The 12,508-nt window shown below is 30.8% G+C and carries 8 protein-coding genes and 1 pseudogene; 5 read left to right on the forward strand and 4 right to left on the reverse strand.

Going from position 1 to position 12,508, the window contains the following annotated elements:
* Positions 1-9: 9 nt before the first annotated feature.
* The 3 genes from AC1Q7N_RS03095 to AC1Q7N_RS03105 are packed head-to-tail and all read right to left on the reverse strand — an operon-like array spanning position 10 to position 2,874.
* Positions 10-201: a VraH family peptide resistance protein gene (locus tag AC1Q7N_RS03095; RefSeq protein WP_001831751.1), complete on the reverse strand. Its 192-nt coding sequence runs from the start codon at positions 199-201 to the stop codon at positions 10-12.
* Between the two features lie 44 nt (positions 202-245).
* On the reverse strand, positions 246-2,126 hold the full coding sequence (locus AC1Q7N_RS03100; protein WP_001832519.1) for an FtsX-like permease family protein: 1,881 nt from the start codon (positions 2,124-2,126) through the stop codon (positions 246-248).
* Complete coding sequence (locus AC1Q7N_RS03105) at positions 2,116-2,874, reverse strand: ABC transporter ATP-binding protein (protein WP_001831790.1); 759 nt, start codon at positions 2,872-2,874, stop codon at positions 2,116-2,118. The genes AC1Q7N_RS03100 and AC1Q7N_RS03105 overlap by 11 nt, the downstream gene beginning before the upstream one ends.
* Before the next feature lie 293 nt (positions 2,875-3,167).
* On the opposite strand from AC1Q7N_RS03105, the gene AC1Q7N_RS03110 reads away from it, so the two are divergent.
* The 3 genes from AC1Q7N_RS03110 to lepB all read left to right on the forward strand — a co-directional run bounded on the left by AC1Q7N_RS03110 (position 3,168) and on the right by lepB (position 4,852).
* Positions 3,168-3,548 carry an LptM family lipoprotein gene (locus AC1Q7N_RS03110; protein WP_001831755.1) on the forward strand — a complete coding sequence of 127 codons (381 nt, stop codon included), beginning with the start codon at positions 3,168-3,170 and terminating at the stop codon, positions 3,546-3,548.
* Between the two features lie 15 nt (positions 3,549-3,563).
* The gene (locus tag AC1Q7N_RS03115) at positions 3,564-4,208 is read left to right on the forward strand and encodes a hypothetical protein (RefSeq protein WP_002494614.1); all 645 of its coding nucleotides are present in this window, start codon (positions 3,564-3,566) and stop codon (positions 4,206-4,208) included.
* Between the two features lie 65 nt (positions 4,209-4,273).
* On the forward strand, positions 4,274-4,852 hold the full coding sequence (gene lepB / locus AC1Q7N_RS03120; RefSeq protein WP_001831808.1) for a signal peptidase I: 579 nt from the start codon (positions 4,274-4,276) through the stop codon (positions 4,850-4,852).
* Positions 4,853-4,913: 61 nt separating this feature from the next.
* Here lepB and AC1Q7N_RS03125 read toward each other — a convergent pair whose 3' ends face one another.
* Positions 4,914-6,278 carry an MFS transporter gene (locus AC1Q7N_RS03125; protein WP_002495487.1) on the reverse strand — a complete coding sequence of 455 codons (1,365 nt, stop codon included), beginning with the start codon at positions 6,276-6,278 and terminating at the stop codon, positions 4,914-4,916.
* A 1,405-nt stretch (positions 6,279-7,683) separates the two neighbouring features.
* Here AC1Q7N_RS03125 and AC1Q7N_RS03130 point away from each other — a divergent pair.
* Both AC1Q7N_RS03130 and AC1Q7N_RS03135 read left to right on the forward strand, forming a co-directional pair.
* Positions 7,684-10,722, forward strand: a pseudogene (locus AC1Q7N_RS03130) (SdrD B-like domain-containing protein).
* Positions 10,723-10,805: 83 nt separating this feature from the next.
* Positions 10,806-12,440: a hypothetical protein gene (locus AC1Q7N_RS03135; RefSeq protein WP_032605475.1), complete on the forward strand. Its 1,635-nt coding sequence runs from the start codon at positions 10,806-10,808 to the stop codon at positions 12,438-12,440.
* Positions 12,441-12,508: the final 68 nt, after the last annotated feature.

A 12,508-nucleotide genomic window follows, 5' to 3' on the forward strand; every position in this document is an offset into this window, starting at 1 on the left:
GTATTATGGTTATTTATTTTTCTCTTCACGTCTCTTTAGGATATATGCACCACCGAGTAAACCCACAGGTATACCAATAAGCGGTGTGACAATGTTACTTAAAATAAATATGATTACAGTTAAACTGAGTACGTTAAACCAATTAATTGTTAAGTTTTTTAAATCCTCATATGATTGTTTGATTAATTCTTTGAATTTCATAATAAAAACCGTCCTTTATTAAAATAATTTTGTGAATTGAGTTACTAAATAGAATGCTTAATCATACGACTCGAGTGTATAAATGAAATCATAGCAAAAATGAAATAAACAATTGTATATATAATCATTACTATGAATATAGGTGACATTGAGACATTTCCTAGAAGTTTCATAAATGCAAGTGCTGCAAATAATGCATGTAATAAAGCAATAAGAAGCGGTAATCCAAAATTAAATGCAATTTTTAATAGTAAACCTTTAGACATATCAGTGTAGGTAAATCCTATACGACGTAATATCTTAAAGTTATCAAGTTCATCCTCAGTTTCATCCATTTGTTTAATGTAAATAATACAACCAGCAGCCATTAAAAATGCTATTCCTAAGAATGATGTTACAAAGATAAGTATGCCATTGCTTTGGTTTATAAATTTCTTATATTCATCGTGCGATACAATATTACGATTAACTTTTGAGGCAATTTTTTCTGCTTTTTTCACATCTTTGTGAGTGTTGAAATTAAAACCGTACATCTTATTAACAATATTGTCAGTTTTTAATGTGTTATATACCTCCGGACTCACCTCAACTATAGGAGCTCCAAATGATAATTGGGATGGATATATTTTAGAGTTATCTTTGTCTTTAACGATAATAGATTGTTTAGATTTTCCTTTAACTGTAATCTTATGATTTAAATGAATATCTATTAATCCTGTTGATGATTGTATATTCGTTATTTTAGCTTCATGACCTTTGAGATGTGAGTTCATCATTAGTGATGTTGTATTAGTAGACATATCAGAACCATTTTTACTCTTCATGACGTGGTCGCTTAATGTTTTTGGATTGATTACTTCATAAGTCCGCTGATGATATTTTAAATTTCCTTGATCTAGTTTATGTTTAAATTGCGCAGCTATTTTATTCTGGCTTATATTAAAATCATCTGGAGAGGTCATTTCTAAAGTTGTATTAGTATTAGATTGTGTAATTGCCGCGAAGCAAAGAATACTAACCGTGAAAGCTGAAATGATAGCAATAACTGTGAGAGACATCGCATTTTTCTTCATTCTGTGCATGATAGATGATGTAAAGACAACGTCTGTGATATTTACACGACCATGTTTAATATGTTTTAGTGTTTTAAAAATAAGTGATACAGAACTTCTAAAGAATAAGAAAGCACCAACAATAGTTAAAAAAAGTATGCTAAAAGGTGTAATCAAAGCAGTTGTTAAGGCTTTAAAAACACCAAACATTTCAGTAGACATATAATATCCAAATACTATCATTATAATTCCTAAAATGCCGCCGATTGCTTCAAACGTAGTTATCCGTTTTTGGGTAGCTTCCGGGGTATAATTGTCTTTCATCAAAGCTAAAATGCTGTGTTTTTTTAAGAAAATGTAATTTTGTATCATTATCAATAAAAAAGCGACAGCTAACATTACGATAGTAATAAGTATAGCTTGGGGTTCAAAGCCAATAGAGATATGTGTGTTTAACTTCATTAATTTAGAAGCGATAACAAGTAAAAGTTTTGAACCAAAAATACCAATTAAAGTGCCTAAAATTCCTGTTACAATAAAAAATACTAGTTGTTCTATATTGAGCATTCTTAGAATATTTCCACGTGTTAAACCTATCAGTTGGTATAAGGCAAACTCTTTTGTACGCCTTTTAATAAATAAATGATTTGCATACATTAAGAAAACAACAATAATGATAAAAAGAATTGTGGCACCAATTGTGGCACCATTTTTAATAATAGTTGAAGAATCTGAGTTATTAATACTATGTGAATATTTTAAAGTTGAGAAACTAAAATAAAGTATAATGCTAATCAATAATGAAAATAGAAACATTCCATAATGCTTAATATTTTTTCTTAAATTTTTAAGGATAAGTTGGTTAAATGTCATGACTGACACCACCTAATGCGGTTTGAAGTTTCATAATTTCTTGGTAAAATGTTTGTTTTGAATCGTTACCCTGGTAGATTTCTGAGTGTATATCACCGTCTTTCAACATAATGACTCTCTCAGCGTAACTAGCGGCTGAAGGATCATGTGTCACCATCATAATGGTTGAATTAAATTGTTTATTCATATCTTCTAGACGGTGTAACAAATCTTGAGCACTTTTAGAATCTAATGCGCCAGTAGGTTCATCTGCGAAAATAATTGTTGGTTTATGGACGAATGCCCGGGCTGCCGCCGTACGTTGTTGCTGACCGCCAGAAATTTCACTTGGATATTTATTTCCCAGGTTATAAATACCTAATGCCTCAGCCACTTCTTTATAATTTTGTTCCATTTCATATTTATGGAATTTTTGTACTGAGAGTGGTAGCATAATATTTTCTTTTACTGTTAATGTGGGTAAAACGCTATAATCTTGAAAAATAAAACCGAGATGTTGTTTTCGAAAATTTGCCACTTCTTTGTGGCTCAGTTTATTAATTTCTTTACCTTCAACTTCTACAGTTCCTCCTGAAATAGTATCTATTGAACTTAACACATTGAGTAAAGTCGTTTTACCTGATCCAGAAGGACCCATGACAGCTACAAATTCCCCTTTTTCAACTGAAAAACTTATATTATTTAAAGCTCGATATTTTTGTTTGTGACCATATACTTTTGATAATTGATTTGCTGTTAAAATAGCCATCCTCTCACTCCTTTAGTTATCTATATTTAAATTGTAGGATGGTTGGGATATCCTTGCCTTTATCTAAACTTACATTTATAGACATGAAACTTACATGTTTGAAAGATACTTGTTTTATAATTTATCAAAATAAATATAAGTGAATGCTTTTGGTTTAATTTTCCGGATTATCCATGGCGCTTAATTTAAACTGAATTTTTAAAAATAAGGTTTTAGTTAATCATTAATAATAATTTAAAAATTGTTTGTTATAATTTATTATGAATTTATGAATGGAGAAAAGGAGTATTAATATGAAAAAAGTATTTATGATCATAAGTATACTTACCATAACTGTTACTTTAAGTGCATGTGGAGGTTCTGGAAAACAAAAAGAGCCATCTAAGGAAAGTCAAAAATCTGATAAATATGATTATGTTTATTATGAAATATTAAATGATGGAGATTCTGAAACGCCAAATGTTGAGATTAAATATAAAGATAAAAAAGGTAAATCACATATAGAAAAAGCTGATTTAGATCACGTGTATGAACATATACTAGGTGATGGTAATAAAAAACCATATATTGTAAAGGATGGGAAGAAAATTCATGTATATCGACCACCATATATGATTTATGGTGATGATGATGTTGAAGGCAAAGCCGTTTCGAAAGATGAAGTTACGAAGTAAAAGAAAGGTGACAAAATGAAACAGCTATTATTTAAAACAAGTTGCGTAATAATGGTACTTCTCACGTCTTCTTTAAGTATTGTCAGTACATATTCTCATGCAACAACGTCAGGAGGAACGAGTAGTTCCAGTTCGGCAAGTTCTAGTTCAAGTAGCAGTGCAGCTTCTGCATCTAGAGGTTCAACTTCTTCAAGTACAAGTATGAGTCGTTCTAGTGCAATAAATGCGTCTCGCAATGCACAACAATCTAGTCAGCGTGCTGCCCAACAAGCAACAAAATCAAGTCGTGTAACAGCAACCAAAAATAAAGGACAACAGAGTGTATCAAGCCAAAAAGCACAATCTCGTTCTTTAATGCCGTCTCAAAGACCTTATGATTCAAGTGCACCATATTCATCTCAATATATTGCTACAACTTATTATAATAATTGGTTATTCTATTATATTTTTGCACATTCGTTTTTAAATCAACATGAAAAGAAAAACAGTGTAGATGCTCAGTTTAATATGTTGAAACAACAAATGAAGCCTCATGAGAAACTTTATACTGTTACTGTAAAGACTAAACAAGGAAAGCGTGTCGTTGTTGTACCTAAAAAACAATATGACAAAATTGAAAAAGGAAAACACATTAAAGTTAAAAATGGTGTTGTTCAGTAATCTTTTATGAGCCCATGTAAGCTCAGTGATAAATGACATAAAAACATATCAAGGGAGCCATAATAATGAAGAAAGAAATAATAGAATGGATTGTAGCCATAATCGTTGCAATTGTTATCGTCACACTTGTGCAAAAGTTTTTATTTGCTTCTTATACAGTCAAAGGAGCATCTATGCATCCAACATTTGAAAATCGAGAAAAAGTGATAGTAAGTCGTATAGCAAAAACGCTTGATCATATTGATACAGGAGATGTAGTGATTTTTCATGCTAACGCGAAGCAAGATTATATTAAGCGACTTATTGGTAAACCAGGTGATTCAGTAGAATATAAAAAAGATCAACTATATTTAAACGGTAAAAAAGTAGATGAGCCTTATTTAAGTGAAAATAAAAAACATAAAGTTGGAGAATATCTAACGGAAAACTTTAAGTCTAGAGATCTTAAGGGTACGAATGGCAATATGAAAATTCCTAGTGGTAAATACTTGGTTTTAGGTGATAATCGTCAAAACAGTATTGACAGTCGCATGGATGAAGTAGGTCTTTTAGATAAAAATCAAGTTGTTGGAAAAGTAGTTTTGAGATACTGGCCATTTAATCGGTGGGGCGGTAGTTTTAATCCTGGAACATTTCCTAACTAATTAAATAAAACCCCTTAGTGCATATTTTCAATGACATACGTACTAAGGGGTTTTTTAATGCTTATTCTACTTCAATATGCTTACCGACAGCTTCCCATTTTATAGATACTGTTATGATAATTCCGAGTAAAGGGACAATGGACAAGATTAACATAGTATTCGTTAGACCTACTGCAGCAAGAATGATTGGAAAGACAAAAGTACCTATGATACTACCAGTACGACTTACAGATTCTACAAAGCCAGTAGCTTGTGAACGTAAATGAGTCGGAAATGATAAGGCACCAATTGTTTTTCCTTGAGTACCAGGACCTCCTGAATGGCCAAATAAAAATAATCCAATAAGGAAAGTGTTAAGAAGCATTGGTAGATGATGATAAAAGAGTCCTACACATACCATTGAAAGTAATACAAGTGTGAAGCCTATCATTGTAAGCTTGCGTGTACCTAATTTATAAGTCAATTGAGCACCTAAATATGCGCCTAGAATACCTGCTATATTGACTATAGCAGTACCTAATAATACACCTATTTTATCCTTACTAATAAGATAAGTTGCAATAATAGGTATGTATAAACCGACACCATAGTACTGCATACCTTGTAATGTTGAAATCGCAGTCGCCAGGATAATTCTTTTTATATATCTCGGTTTAAATAAGTCTGTCCAAGAATTATGTGGCGAAGTCACATCAGAATTTAAATCATCTTCAAGCGTTCCCTCTAGGTGGATGTCTTTATGATAATATTTTCTTATAAATTCAGTTGCTTTTTCTAAAGAATAATGATTAATCACCCATGTCGGACTTTCGTGTAAATATTTAATTCGCAAGATGTACAAGACAAAAGCAATAAGTGCACCAAATCCAACTGCATATCTCCACAAATGTGCACCAGCCCCTAGCATAAAGAACGCAGTGACCACTAAAGCAGAAGTAACTATTGCAACATACCAAACGACTTGCCAATAGTTAACATTTCTTCCTTTGTGCTTTAAATTACTTATTTCCGCAATAAAAGTGAAAGCAACTGGACTATCCATTCCAATAGCAAACCCCATTATACAACGACATATTATTAGAATAATTACATTTGGTGCGAGTGCCGCACCAAGAGAGGTTACAGTAAGTGTTAGTAAGGCAATTGATAAAATACGCTTGCGTCCAAACTGATGTGCTAATGTACCACCAAGTAATGCACCAAATAATGCACCAATAGGTAAAGAGGTCATTACTATAGATAGCGTTGTTGGTGATAAGTGAAACTGTTGAGTGAGTTGATCAGTCATTGTACCTAAAATAGTAATATCATATGCATCTAAAAATATAGTTCCTAATATTAAGAATAAAACCATCTTAGATGTCGATGTTTGAGCTTCATTGTCTATGAGTCTAAATAAGTCAGTTTTTGATTTAACGAAATCCATATTTTCATCCCTTATTTTCATTTTCTTTTCAATCGTAATCCAAGGTCATTAATTCAATATAAAATTAAGATTAAAAAATTATTAATGTTTTTAAAGATGAGAAGTGATTTGTGGATAACTAGATAGGTAAAAAATAGAAAAGTTGTTATAGCAACGTTTTAAGTTAGGGTGTAATTATCCACAGCAGCTGGATTATATGTGTATAATTTACAGAATTGTGTGACAATCATAGCTGTTTATTTGCTATCAACAGTTTTAAATGTTGGAGATATAGATTGTATGATAAATTACGTTTAATTTATTATTAAAGTTAAAGATTGTATATTTTTTATAATTTCAAATAATCTAATTAGAAAATTCTTTTGATTAAATATAATTTGTTGTATTAGTTAATAAATGAAAAGCAATTAGATTTTTGTAATAGTTTAGAAAATATTTGGTGTTTGAGAAAGTTTTATTTTTAAAATGAATAAATATATAGAATATCCTCTCAATTGAAACAAATTTTATCACTCGAATTCCTCAAATTTCTTAGGATCTTCTTCAAGAGATTGACTAGATATCATTTTAAACGTATTAGATAATTTCAAAAATTTCTTAACTTAAAGATTTTCTACAGGAGAGTTGTGAAAGAAAAATCATTTAGCTCAATCGCTTTATCTTTGGGTTTGAAAAATTAGATAGAGTTTTTGTATAAAATTGACTATCACTATTTTAAGGTTTCTAGCACTTACAGCTAATAGTCTTCTCTATGATTCATATTTCCAAACAATCCTATAATTTAAGCTTTATTTATGAATACATTTGGTAAATATTAAAAATTTATAGTTAAGACTGTATCGAAATTTGATAAAGATTAATTTAAATATGTGGTGGTTCATTTTATTTTGCAAGATGTTTGTAAAAACCTTGTTTTAACTCTCTTACCAACGAAAATTCTATAGAAAATGTAAAGTTTTTAAGATATCTATAAAAATAAATTACATAATTTCATTATTAAATCCTCATTGTTTTAAAGTTTTCTATAGAAAGAAATAATTATTTAATTTTTCATCTGTTTTGTACTGCTAATTTAGAATTAGTAGCAAAGATTATTAGTTTCTAACCTCCATTATAGAGCATTTTTACTCCTAAAAGTTAAATGCTTTTATACTTTTATAATAAAGCATCTTTAAACTTTATTTATAGAAATAAAAGCCGAAAAATGAAAGGGATTAAAAGTAATTATAAAAATAATTGGGGTAATTTATATTATTATATTAATTTATTTTTTTAAAAAAGTATTGTTTTGCTTTATTGGATAAATTATGCTTATAAAGTATTTACATAAAAATGTAAATGCAATTTACAAGTAAATATTCAAATTATTTCCTTGTAAAATATTTATTTTAACTGGAGGTATAGTATGAAAAAGAGAAGACAAGGACCAATTAACAAGAGAGTGGATTTTCTATCCAACAAGGTAAACAAGTACTAGATTAGGAAGTTCACAGTAGGTACAGCTTCAATACTCGTGGGTGCTACGTTAATGTTTGGTGCCGAAGACAATGAGGCTAAAGCGGCTGAAGACAATCAATTAGAATCAGCTTCAAAAGAAGAACAGAAAGGTAGTCGTGATAATGAAAGCTCAAAACTTAATCAAGTCGATTTAGACAACGGATCACATAGTTCTGAGAAAACAACAAATGTAAACAATGCAACTGAAGTAAAAAAAGTTGAAGCACCAACGACAAGTGACGTATCTAAGCCTAAAGCTAATGAAGCAGTAGTGACGAACGAGTCAACTAAACCAAAAACAACAGAAGCACCAACTGTTAATGAGGAATCAATAGCTGAAACACCCAAAACCTCAACTACACAACAAGATTCGACTGAGAAGAATAATCCATCTTTAAAAGATAATTTAAATTCATCCTCAACGACATCTAAAGAAAGTAAAACAGACGAACATTCTACTAAGCAAGCTCAAATGTCTACTAATAAATCAAATTTAGACACAAATGACTCTCCAACTCAAAGTGAGAAAACTTCATCACAAGCAAATAACGACAGTACAGATAATCAGTCAGCACCTTCTAAACAATTAGATTCAAAACCATCAGAACAAAAAGTATATAAAACAAAATTTAATGATGAACCTACTCAAGATGTTGAACACACGACAACTAAATTAAAAACACCTTCTATTTCAACAGATAGTTCAGTCAATGATAAGCAAGATTACACACGAAGTGCTGTAGCTAGTTTAGGTGTTGATTCTAATGAAACAGAAGCAATTACAAATGCAGTTAGAGATAATTTAGATTTAAAAGCTGCATCTAGAGAACAAATCAATGAAGCAATCATTGCTGAAGCACTAAAAAAAGACTTTTCTAACCCTGATTATGGTGTCGATACGCCATTAGCTCTGAACACATCTCAATCAAAAAATTCATCACATAAGAGTGCAAGTCCACGCATGAATTTAATGAGTTTAGCTGCTGAGCCTAATAGTGGTAAAAATGTGAATGATAAAGTTAAAATCACAAACCCTACGCTTTCACTTAATAAGAGTAATAATCACGCTAATAACGTAATATGGCCAACAAGTAACGAACAATTTAATTTAAAAGCAAATTATGAATTAGATGACAGCATAAAAGAGGGAGATACTTTTACTATTAAGTATGGTCAGTATATTAGACCGGGTGGTTTAGAACTTCCTGCAATAAAAACTCAACTACGTAGTAAGGATGGCTCTATTGTAGCTAATGGTGTATATGATAAAACTACAAATACGACGACTTATACATTTACTAACTATGTTGATCAATATCAAAATATTACAGGTAGTTTTGATTTAATTGCGACGCCTAAGAGGGAAACAGCAATTAAGGATAATCAGAATTATCCTATGGAAGTGACGATTGCTAACGAAGTAGTCAAAAAAGACTTCATTGTGGATTATGGTAATAAAAAGGACAATACAACTACAGCAGCGGTAGCAAATGTGGATAATGTAAATAATAAACATAACGAAGTTGTTTATCTAAACCAAAATAACCAAAACCCTAAATATGCTAAATATTTCTCAACAGTAAAAAATGGTAAATTTATACCAGGTGAAGTGAAAGTTTACGAAGTGACGGATACCAATGCGATGGTAGATAGCTTCAATCCTGATTTAAATAGTTCTAATGTAAAAGATGTGACAAGTCAATTTGCACCTAAAGTAAGTGCAGATGGTACTAGAGTTGATATCAATTTTGCTAGAAGTATGGCAAATGGTAAAAAGTATATTGTAACTCAAGCAGTGAGACCAACGGGAACTGGAAATGTTTATACCGAATATTGGTTAACAAGAGATGGTACTACCAATACAAATGATTTTTACCGTGGAACGAAGTCTACAACAGTGACTTATCTCAATGGTTCTTCAACAGCACAGGGGGATAATCCTACATATAGTCTAGGTGACTATGTATGGTTAGATAAAAATAAAAACGGTGTTCAAGATGATGATGAGAAAGGTTTAGCAGGTGTTTATGTTACTCTTAAAGACAGTAACAATAGAGAATTACAACGTGTAACTACTGATCAATCTGGACATTATCAATTTGATAATTTACAAAATGGAACGTACACAGTCGAGTTTGCGATTCCTGATAATTATACGCCATCTCCCGCAAATAATTCTACAAATGATGCAATAGATTCAGATGGTGAACGTGATGGTACACGTAAAGTAGTTGTTGCCAAAGGAACAATTAATAATGCTGATAATCTCACAATTGATAGTGGTTTCTACAAAACACCAAAATATAGTGTTGGAGATTATGTATGGAAAGATACAAATAAAGATGGTATCCAAGATGACAATGAAAAAGGAATTTCTGGTGTTAAAGTAACGTTAAAGGATGAAAAAGGAAATATAATTAGCACTACAACAACTGATGAAAATGGGAAGTATCAATTTGATAATTTAGATAGTGGTAATTACATTATTCATTTTGAGAAACCGGAAGGCATGACTCAAACTACAGCAAATTCTGGAAATGATGATGAAAAAGATGCTGATGGGGAAGATGTTCGTGTAACGATTACTGATCATGATGACTTTAGTATAGATAATGGTTATTTTGACGATGATTCAGACAGTGACTCAGACGCAGATAGTGATTCAGACTCAGACAGTGACTCAGACGCAGATAGTGATTCGGACTCCGACAGTGACTCAGACGCAGATAGTGATTCCGATTCAGACAGCGACTCGGATTCAGATAGTGATTCGGATTCCGATTCAGACAGTGACTCGGATTCTGATAAAAATGCAAAAGATAAATTACCTGATACAGGAGCAAATGAAGATCATGATTCTAAAGGCACATTACTTGGAGCTTTATTTGCAGGTTTAGGAGCATTATTATTAGGAAGACGTCGTAAAAAAGATAATAAAGAAAAATAGTACTATTGATTCATTCATAAGTTATTTCAAGCCAGGTCTATATGGCCTGGTTTGAAATCATATTAAATTGAAAGGAGAAAAAGATGAGTATGGAAAATCATATAGAAAGATTGATTAATCATGTTGAAAAAACAATAGAAATAAAAGAATATGCTTTTTTAAGCCTTGGAAAATCTAATATAAAAGCCAAAGTTAAATTATTAAAAAAGCCTAATTACCTTAGAAGGGATATTACTAAAGAAATTCAAAAGTTTAGACAGAAAACAGGAGCGTTTCCTTCATGGGTAAAAATAGACATTGTTACTGAAGAAGAAGTTACTTTATTTAAAGATGTTAAAGATGAATTAACGCAAACTAGAAGAAATTATATTGATTTTGGTATAGCTTTAGATCAATACTGGAATTTATCATTTTTACCTGAAGAAATAAACACTAATGCATTTATTAAACCAGTGAAAACAGATGGGAAAACGAAGCTTATTCTATCTGAACAAAATATAAATAACTATTTAAGAAAGTATACGAACCATAAGAAAAAGTTTGCTTATGATTTTTATGAAAACAAAGAAGTTATTAAGTTCAAAACTAAAGGTTTTATCTTAGACGAACAAAAGATATATGAATTACACGATGAAGGTTATAAAAAAGGATTAAGAAAGGTCGATTATTTACATAAAGAATTAGACCATTTAATTGAAAGTGGTACATATTTCCTAGGAAATATGCTATCAGATACTGGAAGATATCAATATGGTTATTTTCCACATTTTGATAAAGAAATCAATTTCTATAATATATTAAGACATGCTTCTTCAACTTATGCATTAATAGAGGGTTTAGATTATTTAGGAAAAGATTTAACTATAGTCGAAAAGGCAATTAACTACGTTATTGAGAATTATTTCTATGATAATGAAGGTGTTGGATATATCTTTGATGATACAAAAGATATTAACGAAATAAAATTAGGACAAAATGCTGCCTTTATATTTGCGGTTTGTGAATATTTAAAGCATAACCCCAATAAGCAATACTTATGCGTGGCACAAAAAGTTGCTCGAGGAATTTTATCAATGATTAATCAAGATACATACGAAACAACTCATATTTTAAATTATCCGGATTTAACTGTGAAAGAATCATTTAGAATTATTTATTATGATGGTGAAGCAGCTTTAGCATTATTACGCTTATATCACCAAGATCATAATGATAAATGGTTGGAAGTTGTGAAGAAGTTAATGGATCGATTTATTGAAAAAGAGTATTGGCAATACCATGATCATTGGCTTGGGTATTGCACGAACGAGTTAGTTCAATTGTGTCCGCAAGATAAATATTTTGAATTTGGGATCAAGAATGTGAACACCTATTTGGAATATATTGAACAACGTGAAACAACATTCCCAACATTTTTAGAAATGTTAATGGCAACCTATAAGCTTATTCAAAAAGCAAAAGCTACACATCGTCAAGAGCTTGTGACTCAGTTGATTGATGAAGAAAAATTAATCAATGTGATTCATACAAGAGCAGAATATCAACGAGTAGGATTTTTCTATCCTGAAATTGCAATGTACTTCAAAAATCCAAAGCGAATTCTTGGTAGTTTCTTCATAAAACACCATGGGTATCGAGTTCGGATTGATGATATCGAACATTATATATCAGGCTATGTTCAATATCAAAAGGCACAGATTAAAGATGAAATATTATAGAATAAATTAAAGGTGAAGATGATGTATGATGTTTCACACTTCTCTTCACCCTTATATATCTTAATAAA

Source organism: Staphylococcus sp. GW823-FHT05F06, from assembly GCF_058795495.1.

What these genes read in the sequence shown, in the direction of transcription:
- lepB (WP_001831808.1), top strand. Translation starts at nt 4,274, where the DNA reads ATGAAGAAAGAAATAATAGAATGGATTGTAGCCATAATCGTTGCAATT.
- AC1Q7N_RS03100 (WP_001832519.1), bottom strand. Translation starts at nt 2,126, where the DNA reads ATGACATTTAACCAACTTATCCTTAAAAATTTAAGAAAAAATATTAAG.
- AC1Q7N_RS03115 (WP_002494614.1), top strand. Translation starts at nt 3,564, where the DNA reads ATGAAACAGCTATTATTTAAAACAAGTTGCGTAATAATGGTACTTCTC.
- AC1Q7N_RS03105 (WP_001831790.1), bottom strand. Translation starts at nt 2,874, where the DNA reads ATGGCTATTTTAACAGCAAATCAATTATCAAAAGTATATGGTCACAAA.
- AC1Q7N_RS03110 (WP_001831755.1), top strand. Translation starts at nt 3,168, where the DNA reads ATGAAAAAAGTATTTATGATCATAAGTATACTTACCATAACTGTTACT.
- AC1Q7N_RS03135 (WP_032605475.1), top strand. Translation starts at nt 10,806, where the DNA reads ATGAGTATGGAAAATCATATAGAAAGATTGATTAATCATGTTGAAAAA.
- AC1Q7N_RS03125 (WP_002495487.1), bottom strand. Translation starts at nt 6,278, where the DNA reads ATGGATTTCGTTAAATCAAAAACTGACTTATTTAGACTCATAGACAAT.
- AC1Q7N_RS03095 (WP_001831751.1), bottom strand. Translation starts at nt 201, where the DNA reads ATGAAATTCAAAGAATTAATCAAACAATCATATGAGGATTTAAAAAAC.